Annotated in this window: 10 protein-coding genes; 9 read left to right on the top strand and 1 reads right to left on the bottom strand. The window is 73.1% G+C overall.

Annotated features, from left to right (window positions below):
* The first annotated feature begins 179 nt into the window (after positions 1-179).
* Positions 180-701, top strand: a complete 522-nt coding sequence (locus tag ACQPYK_RS46590; RefSeq protein WP_433247189.1) for a hypothetical protein — start codon at positions 180-182, stop codon at positions 699-701.
* 40 nt (positions 702-741) lie between these two features.
* Here the strand turns inward: ACQPYK_RS46590 and ACQPYK_RS46585 are convergent, their stop codons facing one another.
* A complete protein-coding gene (locus ACQPYK_RS46585) occupies positions 742-1,920 on the bottom strand; it encodes an oxygenase MpaB family protein (RefSeq protein WP_433247186.1) in 1,179 nt (392 codons plus the stop codon).
* A 438-nt stretch (positions 1,921-2,358) separates the two neighbouring features.
* Here ACQPYK_RS46585 and ACQPYK_RS46580 point away from each other — a divergent pair, with 438 nt between their 5' ends.
* The 8 genes from ACQPYK_RS46580 (at position 2,359) to ACQPYK_RS46545 (ending at position 16,614) form a co-directional block, all read left to right on the top strand.
* Entirely contained in the window at positions 2,359-3,615 is a 1,257-nt protein-coding gene (locus tag ACQPYK_RS46580; RefSeq protein ID WP_433259115.1) for a serine hydrolase domain-containing protein, read from the top strand.
* A 197-nt stretch (positions 3,616-3,812) separates the two neighbouring features.
* Positions 3,813-4,577 (top strand): SDR family NAD(P)-dependent oxidoreductase, encoded by a 765-nt coding sequence (locus ACQPYK_RS46575; protein ID WP_433247183.1) that lies wholly within the window; start codon positions 3,813-3,815, stop codon positions 4,575-4,577.
* 25 nt (positions 4,578-4,602) lie between these two features.
* Complete coding sequence (locus tag ACQPYK_RS46570; protein WP_433247180.1) at positions 4,603-7,461, top strand: BTAD domain-containing putative transcriptional regulator; 2,859 nt, start codon at positions 4,603-4,605, stop codon at positions 7,459-7,461.
* Positions 7,462-7,496: 35 nt separating this feature from the next.
* The gene (locus tag ACQPYK_RS46565) at positions 7,497-8,693 is read left to right on the top strand and encodes an FAD-dependent monooxygenase (protein WP_433247177.1); all 1,197 of its coding nucleotides are present in this window, start codon (positions 7,497-7,499) and stop codon (positions 8,691-8,693) included.
* Positions 8,694-9,050: 357 nt separating this feature from the next.
* On the top strand, positions 9,051-12,344 hold the full coding sequence (locus ACQPYK_RS46560; RefSeq protein WP_433247174.1) for an FtsX-like permease family protein: 3,294 nt from the start codon (positions 9,051-9,053) through the stop codon (positions 12,342-12,344).
* Positions 12,341-14,977 (top strand): FtsX-like permease family protein, encoded by a 2,637-nt coding sequence (locus ACQPYK_RS46555; RefSeq protein WP_433247171.1) that lies wholly within the window; start codon positions 12,341-12,343, stop codon positions 14,975-14,977. The genes ACQPYK_RS46560 and ACQPYK_RS46555 overlap by 4 nt, the downstream gene beginning before the upstream one ends.
* Before the next feature lies 1 nt (position 14,978).
* Entirely contained in the window at positions 14,979-15,923 is a 945-nt protein-coding gene (locus ACQPYK_RS46550; RefSeq protein WP_433247168.1) for an ABC transporter ATP-binding protein, read from the top strand.
* On the top strand, positions 15,916-16,614 hold the full coding sequence (locus tag ACQPYK_RS46545; RefSeq protein WP_433247165.1) for an ABC transporter ATP-binding protein: 699 nt from the start codon (positions 15,916-15,918) through the stop codon (positions 16,612-16,614). The genes ACQPYK_RS46550 and ACQPYK_RS46545 overlap by 8 nt, the downstream gene beginning before the upstream one ends.
* Positions 16,615-16,823 lie beyond the last annotated feature (209 nt).

Genomic DNA, 16,823 nt, shown 5'->3' with positions numbered 1-16,823 from the left:
GTGCCGGAGCCCCTCGGGGTGATCACGTGGTCTTCGGGGCGGAGCTCCGGTGGGACGATGTCGTCCGCGCCGGCCGGTTCTCCGGCACGGCCGGTGACCGGTGCCCGGGGAGGCCCGGCCGGGCGGACCCGTCCGGTTGGGCGTCGGCGAGGAGCGCCGACAGGGGAGGAAGGATTCCGATGCCGTTTTCGGTGGCGCGGAGCGGGGACGAGGCACACCTCTACCTCGACCTGCACCCGTGCGCGTGCGGTTCGGCGGACACGGCCTGGGAGAGCGAGTTGGGCAGCGTCGAGGAGGAGCCGGTCGCCCGTTACTCCGGCACGTGCCCCGGCTGCGGAGCGGAGCGAGAGTTCGTGTTCGGCCTGCCGGAGCACGAGGTGCCGTCCGTGCGGTTTCCCACGTTCGGCGGCCGGGAGCCGTCTCAGTTGCTGGACGCCGGGGAGTGGATGTGGGTGGCCGACCTGACGGCGAGCAACGTTCCGGCCGACGATCCGCGCGGGGCGGAGCAGGCGCTGGCGATCGCGACGGCGGCGGTCGACGAGGTGATCAAGTTCGTTCCCCCCGGGGAGGACGAGGTGCCCGAGCGCGCGTTCTGGTCCGCCCGGGGGAGGGGGATGCGCGACGCCGAGCCGTCCCGGTTCGTCTTCGACCGCTTGCTGGTCGTCCGGAACGCCTACCGGGACGCCGCCGCCAGGCGGTAGCGAACCCGGCGGCGTGCCGTACGGCCCGGCGGGCGCGGGATCACGGGGAGGGCGGCGTGCCGCCCGGCGGCTCGGCGGCCGGGCAGCCGGGACGCGGGAGGGGCGCGCCCGTGGCGTCCCAGCCTTGCCACAGCCGCTCCGGGATGTCCAGGGTCACCCGCTGCCCGTCGGCGAGGGTGCGCACGCTGCCCGTCAGCAGCAGGTGCGCCGCCTTGTCCAGCACCGCGCGGGCCGCCCGGTTGTCGTCTTCGACGCGCTCCAGCCGCCGCATCAGGCGGCTGCCCGCGGTGGTGAACCGGGTCCAGAAACGGGGGTTGGGCACCTGGAGCGCGTCGGCGATCTCAGGGCCCACCACCTGCCGGACCATGGCCGGGACGATCCCGTCGAAGGCCTTGCCGGGGATCATCTCCTCGTAGAAGGCGAGCAAGTCGCGGGTGAGCTCGATCCCCTCGGGGGAGGAGCCGAGGTGGCGCTCGACGAGCAGGGCGTTGACCTCGCGGGCCTCGGCCAGGGTCTCGGGGGCGATCTCCGGGCGGATGCCGAGCATGGCGCCGGCCACCCGCCAGACGTAGTAGTAGTCCTCGGCCTCCTGGTCGGTGACGGTGATGCCGAGCCTGCGCATGCCGTCGATGACGTGGACCGAGAAGATCATCATCGCGCCGAGCAGGTCCTCCTGGCAGATCGGGACGCCGTCGCGCGCCTCGTCCCACTGGGGGGAGGAGCGCACGAGGTGCCGGACGGCGGCGTGGATCAACCGGGTCTTCTGGATGGTCGGCACGAAGCTCCCGCCGGAGCCGAACGGGTCCGGCGCCATCATGTTGACGACGAACTGGCAGGTCTCCGCGAGCCGCCGGTGGGGCTGGTCGAGCCGGTGGGTGATGTCCAGGACCCGGGAGGGGACCCGCGCGGCGTAGCAGGAGGCCATCGCGCCGTAGCAGAGCACGGTGGCGACGTGCATCCCGTCGTCGACGAAGAAGTCGTGGGCGTTCGCGATCCGGGAGGCGTCCGCCCACTCGGGCGGGGCGTCGGTGGCCTTCAGGAACGCGTGCACCGCGGGCGGCAGGCCGGCGGGGATCGGCTGGTCGTTGCCGTGGAACTCCCGCAGGATCCGGTTGACCTCGCCGACCTTCCCGGAGCCCACCAGATCGGCGATCACCGCGTCCGCCGGGGGGTCACCCTCATGACGGAGCGCGTCCAGGCTCTGTGAGGTGTGCCGCATGCCTACCACCGCCTAGCTCTGGCCGGGGACGGGCCACGCCGTGCGGCGCCGTGCCCCGGGACGGGCGTGCGCGCGGACATCGGAAGGGGTCATCGCGACTCCTCTATGCGCACGAATGATCACTCTGGGTAAAGAAACCTTAGTCAGAGTACATGTGGAAGGCATGCACGGATAGGGCGGGCCGACCGGCCGCGAGGCGTTCCCCGGCGGCCGGTCCGTCGAACCCGCCCGGTCGACCCGCCGGGACGCGCCGCTGCCGCGTCACCTCCGGGCCCCCTTCGCCGCCGGCTCCGGCTGATCTCGCCGGGCGGGTGGTTTCGAACGGTCCAACCGCATAACGGTCCCGATATGACCATTAATAGCCCTCTATTTGGCGGCAAGGGCGTTTAGGATGCTGACCCTCTTGATACTTGTGTGACTTGGGGGACAGAAGTGACAATGCTCAGCCGCCGCAACCTCCTCAAAGCGGGCGCGGGGTTCGTCCCCGCCATGGCCCTTGGCACCGGGACCGCCCAGGCCACGCCCGTCATAAGGGTCAGCGGGGTCGTTCCCGCCGCGCTGGCCGGATTCGACACCGCCATGAAGAAATACATCACCGAGCGCCAGATCTCGCACGCCCAGCTCGCCGTGGCGAGGAAGGGCAAGATCCTGCTCGCCTGCGGCTACCGCTACATGGACCGCAAGCCGGGCGACATGCCGGTGTGGATGGCCCCGCTGCAGCCCACCGCACTGTTCCGGGTCGCGAGCCTGAGCAAGCACATCACCTCGGCGGCGATCATGCGGCTGGTCCAGGACGGCAAGCTCAGCCTGTCGGCCCCGGTCACCACGCTGCTGGGCCTGTCGGCCACGGCAGACCCCCGCCTGGCGCAGGTCACCGTGCTGCGCCTGATGCAGCACCTGGGCGGCTGGGACCGGAACGTGTCCAAGGACCAGCTCTGGATCGACCACACCATCTCCGCCGCGCTGGACGCGCCGCTGCCGATCGGCCACGACGACATCATCCGCTACGCCACCGCCCGCCCGCTCGACTTCGACCCGGGCTCGAAGATGGTCTACAGCAACTACGGCTACCTGCTGCTGGGCCGGATCATCGAGAAGGTCTCCGGCACGAGCTACGAGTCCTACGTCAAGCAGAAGCTCCTGGCGCCGGTCGGCATCACCCGGATGCGGCTGGGCCGAAGCCTCAAGGCCGAGGCCGCGCCGACCGAGGTGCCCTACACCTCGAAATACACCAACAAGAGCGTGGTCGACGACTCCGGCGCCGTGGTGCCCTACCCCTACGGGGGCTTCAACATGCCCAACCAGGACGCCAACGGCGGCTGGCTGGCCTCCGCCGTCGACCTGGTGAAGTTCGGCATGGTCTTCGACGCCGCCGGCCCGGTGCTCAACGCCACCTCGATCGCCAAGCTGTTCGCCAAGCCGGAGATCGGCGTCTCCTCCGACGGGTCCTGGTACGGCGGCGGCTGGTCGGTGCGTTCGAACGGCAGCGGACTCAACACCTGGCACACCGGCTCGATGCCCGGCACGTTCAGCTTCCTCGCCCGGATCCAGAACGGCGTCAGCTACTGCGCCGTGTTCAACAGGCGCGAGGAGGAGGGCTCGCCCGACTTCGACGTGATCGACCCGCTGCTCGGCAAGGCGACGGGCGCCGTGACGACCTGGCCGACCACCGACCTCACGCCGAACTACTTCTGACGTCACCTCTGAGCGGGCCCCGCCGTCCTGGCCGGTGAGCCGGTTGAGCGGACCCCGTCGTGGCCGGTCGAGCCGGTTGAGCGGACCCCGTCGTCCTGGCCGGTGAGCCGGTGGTGAGCGTGCGGTGAGCCGTCGCCGCCATTGTTGGGCCATCGCCGGATCCGCCGAGGACCGGCCACCGAGTGAGGAGCAGGGCGATGGGCGTTCTGGACGGCAAGACGGCGTTGGTCACGGGCGGGTCGCGGGGCATCGGGCGGGCGGTCGCGTTGCGGCTGGCCGCCGACGGGGCTCTGGTCTGCGTGCACTACGGCGGCGACGAGGACGCGGCCAAGGAGACCGTGGCGCGGATCGAGGAAGCGGGTGGCCGGGCGTTCGCCGTAAGGGCTCGGTTCGGTGAGGACGGCGCGGTGGACCGGCTGTTCGAAGGGCTGACCGAGGGGCTGGCGGGACGTGGCCTGGACATCCTGGTCAACAACGCGGGCATCGGCTCGGGCAACCCGATCGCGCAGGTCACTCCGGAAGAGTTCGACAGGCTGCTCGCGATCAATGTGAGCACGCCGTTCTTCGTGATCCAGCGGGCACTGCCCCTGCTGAACGATGGTGGTCGCGTCGTCAACATGGGCTCGACCGCCAGCCGGTTCGCCGTCTCCATGCAGATCGGCTACACCATCAGCAAGGCGGCGCTGGAGTCGATGGCCCCGACTCTGGCCAACGACCTCGGCAGGCGCGGCATCACGGTGAACACGGTCGCGCCCGGCGCGGTGCGGACCGACATGACCGCGGGCTACACCTCGATCCCGGAGGTGGTCGCCGGGCTGGAGGCGATCACCGCGCTGGGACGGATCGGCGAGCCGGAGGACGTCGCCGACGTGGTCGGCTTCCTGGCGGGTCCGCAGGGCCGGTGGGTGACCGGCCAGACCGTCGACGTATCGGGCGGAACCTACCTCGGTCCCATCGCGTGAGCGCTGCCGGTGGATAATCACCGGCATGCACTTCGGAATCCTTGGCGAGACCCGGGCGTGGCGCGACGACGGGGCCGAGGTTCCACTGGGCGGCCCGGCCCGCCGCGCGCTGCTGGCGCTGTTGCTGGTCCACTCCGGTCAGGTCGTGTCGGTCGACCGGCTGACCGAGGAGATCGAGTCGGGCACGGCGCTGTCGGCGCACGCGCTGCAGTCCCAGGTGTCCCGGCTGCGCTCGGCCCTGGGCCCGGTGGTCACGATCGAGCGGGCCGGGGCGGGATACCGGATCGTGGTCGCGGACGACGACGTGGACGCCCGCCGGTTCGAGCGGCTGGCAGCCGAAGGCCAGGCCGTGCTGCGCGACGGCGACACCGGACGGGCGGTCGCGCTGCTGCGCGAGGCGCTGGAGCTGTGGCGGGGGCCGGCGGCGCTGGCCGACCTCGCCGAGAGCGAGACGGCCCGGGCCGCCGCCGTACGGCTGGAGGAGCTGCGGCTCGGGGCGCTGGAAGACCGGATCGAGGGCGAGCTGCGGCTCGGCGAGCACCGCGCGGCCGTTCCCGAGCTGCGCGAGCTGGTCGGCCGCCACCCGCTCCGGGAACGGCTGGCGGGGCTGCTGATGCGGGCGCTGTACGCCGAGGGCGGACAGGCCGAGGCACTGGTGGTGTTCGAGAAGACCAGACAGCACTTGGCCGACGAACTGGGCGCCGATCCCTCGGCCGAGCTGGTCGCGCTCCATCGGGAGCTGCTGAGCGCCGATCCGTCGCCCTCGCTCGCCGCGCCGCCCGCCCAGCTGACGTCCTTCGTGGGCCGCGCCGAGGAGGTGGCCGAGGTCGCCGATCTGTTGCGCGTGGCCCGGCTGGTCACGTTGATCGGTCCCGGTGGCGTCGGCAAGACCCGGCTGTCGGTCGAGGTCACCGAGGTGGTGGCCGACGACGTCTGCTTCGTGGAGCTGGCCCCGGTGCGCGACGGCGCGGGACTGCCACGGGCGCTGCTGGGCGCGCTCGGCCTGCGCGAGAACGGGCTCCACATGGAGGGCGGCCCGCAGACGCCGGTCGACCGTCTGATCGCGGCGCTGTCGGACCGGGTGCTCCTGATCGTCCTGGACAACTGCGAGCACGTGGTCGAGGAGACCGCCGCGTTGGCGGCGCGGCTGCTGGCCACCTGTCCACGGCTGCGTGTCCTGGCGACGAGCCGGGAGCCGCTCGGCATCATCGGTGAGAACGTCTGGCAGGTGCGGCCGCTCGACGGCGACGCGGCCGTCCGGCTCTTCACCGACCGGGCCGGTGCCGCGCGGCGCGGTTTCGCCGCCGATCCCCGGCTCGTCCGGCGGATCTGCGCGGCCCTCGACGACCTGCCGCTGGCCATCGAGCTCGCGGCGGCGCGACTGCGCACGCTGGACGTCCACGACCTCGCGGAACGGCTGGACGACCGGCTCGGAGTCGCGGCCCGCGGCAACCGGACGGCCGACGAGCGGCACCGGACATTACGGTCGGTGGTCGCCTGGAGCTGGGACCTGCTCTCCGAACCCGAACAACGGGCCGCGCGGCGGTTCACGGTCTTCACCGGAGGCGCGACGGCGGAGGCCGCGCAGCGGGTGTGCGGCACCGACGGCGAGACGCTGGAGGCACTGGTCGACAAGTCGCTCCTGGAGGTCGCCCGCGGCCGTTACCGGATGCTGGAGACGATCCGCGCCTATGGCGCCGAGCGGCTCGACGAAGCGGGCGAACGCGAGTCGGCGCGGCGCGCCCACGCCGGGCGTTTCCTGGACCTGGTGCGAACCGCCGATCCGTACCTGCGACGGGCCGAACAACTGGAATGGCTGCCGATCCTCGCGGCCGAGCACGACAATCTTCTGGCGGCCCTGCGCTGGGCGGTCGAGGCTCCGCGGACGGCGACGGCCCTGGAACTGCTCGCCTCGGCCTCGACCTACCTGTGGATCCGCGGCGTGTCCGCCGCGGTCGCCCCGTACGCGGTCACGCTGCTCGACGCGATCGGCGCCACACCCCCGGACGGGCTCGGCGAGGAGTACGCGACGTGCGTGCTGCTGGCGGCGTCCGACCGGCCGACGTGGCAGCGCCACCGCGCAACGGCCCAGAGCGCGCTGGCCGCCTCCTGGCCGGGCACCCGGGCGGGCCGATACCCCGCCGCCCTGCTGTTGTGGATGATGCGGAACGCGATCGAGGCGGACCCGCAGGGTGCGTTCGCGCTCGTCTCGTCCCAACGGGACTGCCCTGAGCCGTGGGCGCGGGCGACCGCCCGGTACGTGTCGGGATTCGATCCTCTCAGCGGAGGAGACATCGCGGCGGCCGAGCGCACCTTCGGCGCGGCCGTCGAGGGGTTCCGCTCGCTCGGTGACCGCTGGGGCACCGCGCTGGCCCTGGACGTCCTCGCCGGCCTGGCGGGCGGGCGCGGCGACCGCGCGCAGGCGATCGCGCTGACCGACGAGGCCCTCGCCCTCACCGGGCAGCTCGGCGCCCTGGAGGACAGCGCCGACCTGCTGGTCAACCGGGGCGACCATCTCGACGACCCGGCAGCGGCCCGCGCCGACTACGCCAAGGCCGCCGATCTGGCTCGCCGCGCCGGAAGCTCGACCTATTTGGCGGCGGCCCTGCGCGGGCTCGGTGACATCGCTCTGCTGGAGGGAGCCCTGGACGAGGCGGAACGGCTCTACGTGGAGGCCCTGGAACGGATCGATCCGCACTGGGTCAAGAGCCTCGGCAACCGGGTACGCACGCTCGCCGGACTCGGCCGTGTCGCCGAGGAGCGCGGCGAGCACTCCGCGGCACGCGGGCGCTACCGGGAGGCGGCCGAGGCGGCGGGACCTCCCGGCGCGCTCCTCCTGCTGGGCCTCCCCGAGGCCCTCGTCGAGGCGGTGAGCAAGCGGTGAGCCTCCGGTGAGCCCTCCAGGACAAGCTCTCCGTCATGAACAACCGCAACGTACTGATCTCCGGCTCCTCCGTCGCCGGCCCCGCGCTCGCCTACTGGCTCCACCGGCACGGCTTCACTCCCACGATCGTGGAACGCGCCCCCGCGCTGCGCGACGGCGGCTACGCCGTCGACTTCCGGGGCGAGGCGCACCTGTCGATCCTGCGCCGCATGGGCGTCCTCGCCGACCTCGAACGCGCCCGGACCGGCACGGGCTCCATGTCGTACGTCAACAGCGCGGGCAAGCCGGTGGCCAAGCTGCCCGCCGACCTGTTCGCCGGAGACCTCGAGATCCTGCGGGGCGACCTGGCACGGATCCTCTACGACGCCACCAGGGAGCACACCGAGTACATCTTCGGCGACTCCATCGCCTCGCTCACCGAGGACGCCGACGGCGTGACCGTCACCTTCGAACGCGGCGCGCCGCGCAGGTTCGACCTGGTCATCGGCGCCGACGGGCTGCACTCCAACACCCGCCGCCTGGCGTTCGGGCCCGAGGAGCAGTTCGTCAAGCACCTGGGCGTCTACTGCGCGATCTTCACCACCGCCAACCACCTCGGGCTGGACCACACCGGGCACGCCTACCGCACCGCGGGCAGGCTCGCCGCGATGTACAGCGCCCGTCACAACACCGAGGCCAAGGCGGTCTTCTACTTCGCCTCGCCGGCCATGGACCTCGACCGCCGCGATGTGGTGCGGCAGCAGGCCGTCCTGGTCGAGCAGTTCGCCGGCAACGGCTGGCAGAGCGATCGGCTGCTGCACGACATGCGGTCCGCGCCCGACTTCTACTTCGACTCCGTGGGACAGGTCCGCATGGACTCCTGGACCCGCGGCCGCGTCGCCCTGGTCGGCGACGCCGCCTACTGCCCCTCCTCCCTGTCGGGTATGGGTTCGGGCCTGGCCCTGGTCGGCGCGTACGTCCTGGCGGGCGAACTGGCCGCCGCGTACGGTGACCACCGCGTCGCGTTCGCCCGCTATCAAGAGGAGATGCGAGAGTATGCGGCGGGCTGCCAGAAAATGGGGGACGGCGTCGCCAAACTCATGATCCCCGGCAACCGCTTCCTGGCCTCGGCTCTCAACCGCTACTACAAGGTCATGCCCTACCTCCCGGGAAAGGACATGGCCGCCAAAATCGCCCGCAAGACCGCCGAGAACATCACGCTCCGCGACTACAGCGACCTCACCAGGCGCTAGGTGACCGGCGCCACTGCGGACCTACTGCGGAACCCACCGCGGATCTACTGCGGGACCACTGCGGACCCACTGCGGACCCACTGCGGACCCGCTGCGGACCTCGGCAGATCCGCGCGAGCCCCGTCATTCGGCAGGATCGGGGACCGGACGGGGAGTCGTTCCGGCAGGGCGATCGCCTTGTTCCCTCTCAAGCCCCCGAACACCGCCGTTCTCAGCAAATGTCACGATTTCAATATCACGCCCCCATTGCCGCGATATATCGGATCTATCACCGTATTCTCGGCAAACTTGCTCGGGGCGGTGATTCGCCGGAATGTGCATATATCGGGGCGCAATAAATGCACGGGAGGCGATTGTATGCGGGGGCGAACGCCGTTGGTGTTGCGGCGTGCGCTCAGCGAACCGCTCCTGCTGTTCGCGGCCTTCGGCGCGATCCTGCTCGCCACCACGACACTCGTCGGGCTGACCATGTACGCCACCTCGGTGGCGGACGGGGGCGTCAGCCGGACGCTGGAGGCGGCACCGATCGGAACCGCCGGGGCCGTGATCAGCTCCCCGGTGCGCGGTGACTCCCTCGCCCGGATCGACCGCGCCGTGCGGGCGCAGGTCGCCGGAACCTACGCGGGCCTGCCGGTCTCGGTGGCCATGAACGCCCAGTCGGATTCCTACGCCATGCCGGGTCAGGAGCGCAGGCAGCGGCCCGAGCTGCTCAGGTTCGGCGTCTTCCAGGGACTGGACGCGCACGCCAGGCTGCTGGCGGGCTCCTGGCCCGGCCACAGCCGCGGCGGGACGGTGGAGGCCGCGATCACCGGCGCCGTCGCCCGCGCCACCGGCTTGTCCGCCGGAGACCTGATCACGGTGGAGGGACGGCTGGACCACCGCCGGGTCCGCGTCCGGATCGCCGGCGTCTTCGAGCTGCGTGACCCCTACTCCGACCGCTGGAACGGCCAGACACTGCTCAGCCGAGGTGTCGAGATCGGCGGCTACGTCACCCACGGGCCGCTCATGGTGCCCGAGCAGACGTTCGCCGAGCGGTTCGCGGCCGGCACCACCGTGAGCTGGCTCGCCGTACCCGACCTGCGCTCGGTGCCGCGCGAGCGGCTGCGGGCCTTCGCCACCGAGGTCGCCGGCTTCCAGAAGGCACTCAGGACGCGCCCCGGCTGCGAGGGCTGCTCGGTGTCCACCCGCCTGCCGGAGGCGCTCGCCCAGCTCGCCACCGCGACCCTGGTGGCCAGGTCGACCATGCTCGTCCCGGTCCTGCAGCTCCTGCTGCTCGCCGCCTACGCGCTGATGATGACGGCCCGCCTGCTGGCCGACCACCGGCGGATGGAGACGGCGCTGCTGCGCTCGCGCGGCGCGGGAGCCGTACGACTGGCACTGCTCGACGCGGGCGAGGCCGTCGCGGTGGCGCTGCCCTGCGCGGCCGTCGCGCCGCTGCTGGCCCCGCCGCTGCTCGAAGCGGTCAGCGCGCTCCCCTGGCTGGAGACCTCCGGGGTGCGGCTCGCACTCGGCGCGAATCTCGCGGCCTACGCCGTCTCCGCCGTGGTCGCCCTGGGTTGTGCCGTCCTGATGACCCTGCCCGCGCTGCGCGGCGCCCGCCGCACCTACGTGGAGGAGCAGTCGGCGAGCGGGCGCGGCGAGCGGTACGGCCTCGCGCAGCGGGCGGGCGCGGACCTGGCGCTGCTCGGGATCGCCGCGCTGGCGGTCTGGCAGCTCCAGCACTACGGCGCGCCGGTCACCGCCACCGCCGGGGGCGACCTCGGCGTCGACCCGCTGATCGTGGCCGGTCCCGCGGTCGCCCTGCTCTGCGGAGGCCTGCTCGGACTGCGCGTGGTGCCCCTGGTCTCCAGGATCGCCGAGCGGATCACCGCCCGCCGTGCCGACCTGACGCCCGCGCTGGGCGCCTGGCAGGTGAGCCGCCGCCCGGGACGTTACTCGGGACCCGCGCTCCTGCTGACCATGGCGATCGCGATCGGTGTGGTCAGCATGGCGACCACCGCCACCTGGCGGGCCTCCCAGGACGACCAGGCCAGGCACCGGGCCGGGGCCGACTTGCGAGTGGCGTCGCCGCCGGAGAACGGGGAGCTCGGGCCGCTCGGGCGGGCCTCGGCCTACGCGGCGCTGCCCGGCGTGACCTCGCTCAGCCCGGCCTACCGGGCCGGAACCGAGCTGGCGTCCGAGGAGGTCAACCTCCTCGCCGTGGACGGGGCCGAGCTGCCCGGCATGCTGAAGCTCCGCCCCGACCTGTCGGAGGACTCGGCGGGCGTGCTCGCCGGCAGGCTCACCGCCGGGCGGCCGAAGCTGCCGGGTCTGCCGATCCCCGGCAGGCCCGCGCGACTGGCCGTGCGGACGCGGCTGACCGTGGACGACCCGGCCCGGGCCGAGCCGTACGAGCGGATCCCGCTGACGCTGGTGATCGAGGACGGCGAGGGCACGCGCCACCCGGTCACGGTCACCCCGGCTCTCGGCGAGGGCGAGCTGGAGGCCGACCTGACGGCGCTGCGCGGGCGGAGCGGGAAGCTGACCTATCCGCTGACCGTCGCCGCGATCACCGTGGACCTGCCGCTGCCCCCCGAGGGCAGCGGTCTGGAGCTGGCCGTGCTGCGAATCCGGACGGACGGGGGCGCCCAGGTGAAGCCGGCCCCGGGGACGCGACTGGCCCACGGGTCGGCGGCGGGTCACGCCGCCGAACGGCGCTACGACACCGGGCATGGGCTGTTCGCGATCGCGTTCGGGGCTCCACCGCCCCGCGACCCGTTCGACGCGCTCGCACCGCAACGGATCACGCTCGTGCCGGTCGCCGGCAAGGTGCCCGACCGGAGCGTCTTCGTCCCCGAGGGCGCGCCGCAGGGCACCTTCCTCGGCCCGCTGCCGGTGGTGGTCACCGCCGACCTGGCCGCCGGGCGCAAGCTCGCCGCCGGCGCCGAGGCCAAGATCAGCCTGGACCGCAGGGCCACCCTCATCCGGGTCGCCGGGATCGTGGACAAGCTTCCCGGGACGCCTCCGGACAAGCCCGCCGTGCTGCTCGACTGGCAGACCATGCAGGCGTGGGACCTGCTCGCCCACCACTCCCCGCGCCCACCCACCGAATGGTGGCTGGGAACGCGCGGGGCGGACACCACGGCCGCCGCCGCCGAGCTGATCCGCCATCCCGAGTGGGACGTGACCGTGGTGGACCTGTCCTCGCTGGCTCGCGGGCTGCGGGACGACCCGCTGGCCGGTGGCCTGCAGGGGGCGCTGGTCCTCGGCTTCCTCGCGGCCCTGGTCTTCGCCACGCTCGGCTTCGTGGTCAACGCCGCGGTGGCGGCCAGGGAGCGGATCGCCGAGTTCGCCGTCCTGCGGGCGCTCGGGGTGGGTTTCCGCCAGGTGTTCGGGCTGCTCGCGGTGGAGCAGGCCTTCCTGATCGGGCTGTCCCTGGCGGCCGGCACGGTGGTGGCCGTGGTGGTGGCCTCCCTGGTGGTCCCGCACCTCGTGCTGACCGGGCAGGCGGCCTCCGTCACCCCGCAGGTGCTGCTGGACATCCCCTGGATCCCCACACTGGCCCTGCTGGCCGCGGTGGCCGCGCTGCTGTTCGCGATCGTCGGGATGCTGGCCCGCACGCTGCGGCGGCAGGGCATGGGCCGGACCCTGCGGATCGGGGAGGACCGATGAACACCTGGCTGCTGGTCCGGGTCCACCGGGGCGCGTCCGCCGCGCTGGGAGCGCTGGTGCTCAGCGCCTGCCTGCTGGTCGCCGCGGTACCCAAGGTCATGCAGTCCTCCTACGACGAGGTCCTGCACGACGCCATCGCCACGAGCGCCGCGGGCCGCAGCGACCTGGTCGTGGTCAGCACCCGCCGGACCGGCCCCGACGGGCCGGTCACCCGCGAGTCCCTGCTGGCGATGGAGCGAGCCTTCCGCGGCGCCCTGCCCGCCGAACTCCTTCCCGTCGTGACCCCGCTCGGCTCCGGGACGAGCCACTACGGCCTGCACAAGCGAGAAAACCCCATCCGCTCCGTGGACGGCGAGCCCCGCGCCTACCGCTATCTCGACCTGAGCTGGCTGTCGGACGCCGGCGAGCGCGTCCGGTACGTCGCCGGCCGGCCGCCGGGGCCGCCCTCGCGCCTGGACGGCGGGCCGCTGCTGGAGGTGGCGCTGGCCCGCGAGGCGGCGGGGGAGATGCGGCTGAAGGTCGGCGCGACCGTGGTGCTCGGCGGGAGCGAGAAGCTGGCGGCTCGCGTCAGCGGCCTGTTCGAGCCGGTGTCCGCCGGGGACCGCTACTGGCAGCACAACGCCGCCGTCCGGCAGGTCATGAAGATCCGCAAGCCGGGAGCGGACACCGACGACTGGTACGCCACCGGGCTGGTGTCCGACGAGAGTCTGCCGGTGCTGGGCCCGCTGTACCGGGACATGACCTACCGGTGGGTGATGGGCGTGGACCGGCCGGCGGTGACGGCGCTCGGGGCGCCGGCGCTGATCGAGGCGGTGCGGGCCCTGCGGGGCGCCGTGCCGATCGTGATCGGCGGTTCCTCGCCGAACGCGCTGGAGACCGCCTTCGACGACCTGCTGGCCGACTACCTGGCCAGGCTGCGCGTCGTCGACTCCCTGCTCCTGCTCGTCCTCGGCGGGCTGCTCGCCGTGGCCGTGGGCGTGATCGCGCTGGCCGTACGGCTGCTGGCCGAGCGCACGCGCCAGGGCCTGGCCCTGATGCGCGCCCGGGGGGCCTCGCTGGCGCGGGTCGCCGGGACGGCCACCGCGGTGACCTCCGCGGTCACGGTGCCGAGCGCCCTGGCCGGGTACGCCCTGTCCTACGCGGTGCCGGGCCCGCTCACCGCGATCGTGCATCTCGGCCCGCTCGCCGTCACGGCCGCCGCGGCACTGCTCGCCGCCGGGCAGGCCGTCGCCGACCACCGATGGCCGTCGGGAGACCGGCGTGACGACGTCGCCGCCGCACGCCCCTCACCCCGGCGGATCACGGCGGAGGCGGTGATCGTCGTGATCGCCCTTCTCGGCGCCTACCTGCTGCGCTCGCGCGGGCTCGCCACCCAGGCGGGAGAGCGGGGCTCCGACCCCCTGCTGCTGCTGGCGCCCGCCGGGCTGACGCTGGCCGTGGCGCTGGTCGTGCTGCGCTGCTACCCCTTCCCCCTCCGCCTGGCCGTGCGGCTGGCGGCCAGGCTGCGGCCCGCCGTCGCCTTCCTCGGCCTCACCCTGGCGGCCAGGGCAAAGCCCGCGTCCGCGCTGCCCGCCCTGATCATGCTTCCCGCCCTCGCGGTCGCGGTGTTCGGCGCGGTGGTCTCCGGCGGCCTGGCCGTCACCCAGGAGGCGTCCGCCTGGCAGCAGGTGGGGGCACCCGTCCGGCTGGACAGCGATCTGCCCGTCACACCGGAGGGGATCGACCGGCTCAGGAGGACCCCGGGGGTGCGGAGAGTCGTCCCCGCGACGCGCACCGCCGCCACCATCACCGATGCCGCCACCGCCACCGATGCCGCCACCGCCGCCACCGCCGCCAGCACCGGCCCGCGGACGGTCACGGTGCTCGCGGTGGACGTCCGCGCCTACCGGGCCATCCTGCGCGACGGCCCGCTCGTCATGCCGGACGCGCCGGTGCTGGTCTCGCCCGACCTGCGGGACCTCGGCGCGGTCGAACTCGCCGGCACGCCCCCGCGCAGGCTGACCCCCGGCGGCGTCGTCACCGGCCTGTCCCGGGCCTACGGCACCGGCCCGCTGATCCTGGTCCCGCCGGACGGCGGGGCGCCCAACACGGTCCTCGTCGAGGGCGACGATCTGGACGGCGGGCGGCTCCTGGCGGCGGTCGGCCTGCCCGGGACCCGGGTGATGACCGTCGAAGGCCTGCTCGCGGAGATCACGCGGGCGCCGCTCACCGCGACGATCCGTCACACCTTCACCGTCGTCACGATCGCCCTGGCCGGCTACGCGCTGACCGCCGTGGTGATCGCCCTGGTGATCGGTGCGGCCGACCGCGACAGGGCGCTGTCCCGCCTGCGCACCCTTGGGCTGTCGCAGGCCCAGGCCCGCCGGCTGACCGTCCTGGAGGTCTCCCCGATGATCCTGCTCACCGCCGCGGCCGGACTGCTGCTCGGCCTCGGACTGCCCGCCGCGCTGGGACCGGGCATCGACCTCAGCGCCTATGCCGGAGACCTCGCCGTGGACGGTTATCCGGCCGATCTGACCATGCCGATCCTGCTGGCCGGGGGGCTGGCCGCGGTGGCCGTGCTCGGAGCCTTCCTGCACGCCTTCCTCGGCCACCGGCGCTCCCTCGGGTCCGCCCTTCGAACGGGGGATTGAGTTGAGCCGAACGAGCGAGCCCGCGCTGCCTGAGCTGCCCGCGCTGTCGGAGCTGGAGGCGCGAGCCGTACGGCACCGGCCGGCCTTCGGGGAGAACGCGCACGTCCTGTGCGACAACCTGGTGCGCATCTACAAGTCCGAGGGCGTCGAGGTGGTCGCCCTGCAGGGACTCGACCTGCTGATCGACGCCGGCGAGCTGGTCGCCATCGTGGGAGCCTCGGGCTCCGGCAAGTCCACCCTGCTCAACGTGCTGTCCGGGCTGGACGTGCCGACCGCCGGGGTCGCCAGGGTGGCGGGCGTGGACCTGCTGTCGATGACGGCGCGCGACCGGCTGAGGTACCGGCGCGAGGTGGTCGGCTTCGTCTGGCAGCAGACCTCGCGCAACCTCCTGCCCTACCTGACCGCGCGGGAGAACGCCGAGCTGCCCATGCGCCTGGCGGGCGGGCGGCGACGGGGCCGAGCCGACGAGCTGCTGGAGCTGATGGGCGTCGGATACTGCGCGGGGCGGCGGCCGGGCGAGATGTCCGGCGGCGAGCAGCAGCGGGTGGCCATCGCGGTCGCCCTCGCCAACTCGCCCAAGGTCGTCCTGGCCGACGAGCCGACGGGCGAGCTCGACAGCGAGACGGCGGAGGAGGTGTTCGCCGCTCTGCGCAGGGCCAACCGCGAGCTGGGCGTCACCGCGGTGATCGTCACCCACGACGCCCTCGTCTCCGGGCAGGTGGACCGTACCGTCGGCATCAGGGACGGGCGGACCAGCAGCGAGACGCTCCACAGGGCCTCCTCCGACGGGCGGATCGTCGCGGAGGAGTACGCGGTGCTCGACCGGGTGGGCCGTCTGCAGTTGCCCCGGGACTTCATGAACGAGCTGAACATGGAGCGCCGGGTCCGCCTGGCACTGGAACGCGACCACATCGGCGTCTGGCCGGAAGGGGCCGAGGATGAGTGAGCCGTTGGTCGCCGTCGAGGGCCTGCGCAGGGTCTACCGCAGTGGGCCCAAGGAGGTCGTCGCCCTGCGCGAGGTCTCCTTCCAGGCCGGTCGGGGAGAGCTGGTCGCGATCCGCGGCCGGTCGGGCTCCGGTAAGACCACCCTGCTCAACCTGGTCGGCGGCCTGGACCGGCCGGACGCGGGACGGGTGACGGTCACCGGACGGGAGGTCACCTCGCTGGCCGAGGACGGGCTGCTGTCCCTGCGCCGGGACGTGATCGGCTTCGTCTTCCAGTCGTTCGGGCTGATCCCGGTCCTGTCCGCGGCCGAGAACGTCGGCGTGCCGATGCGGCTCGCCCGGACCCCGGTGGCCGAGCGCGAGGAGCGCGTCCGTATGCTGCTCGCCCTCGTCGGCCTGGCCGACCACGCCAACCAGCGTCCCTACGAACTGTCCGGCGGCCAGCGGCAGCGGGTGGCCATCGCCCGCTCGCTGGCCAACCGTCCGCGACTGTTGATCGCCGACGAGCCGACCGGTCAGCTCGACTCGCAGACCGGCCGCCAGATCATGCAGCTGATCCGGGCCCTGGTCCGCAGCGAGGGGGTGACCGCGCTGGTCGCCACCCACGACCCCGGTCTGATCACGCTGGCCGACCGTGTCCTGGAGCTTCGCGACGGCGTGCTGCGCCCGGCCGACGCCCCGGCGCCGGCCTGACCATCCCACCTGGTCGTCTTTTGCCAGGCCGTCCTTACCGGGTCACCGGGCCGGGCCGTCCTTACGGGGTCACCGGGCCGGGTCGCCTACCGGGTCGCCTGGCCGGGTCACCGGGCCGGATCGGTGGGCCGGATGGACCCGGTGAATTCCAGGACACCGGTCATCGCCGTTCCGATGTGAGCCGGTTCCCTCCCGGCCATACTCCCGCC

Source organism: Streptosporangium sp. CA-135522 (assembly GCF_050949235.1).
Taxonomy (GTDB): Bacteria; Actinomycetota; Actinomycetes; order Streptosporangiales; family Streptosporangiaceae; genus Streptosporangium.
This window is presented reverse-complemented; position numbering and strand designations above follow the sequence as displayed.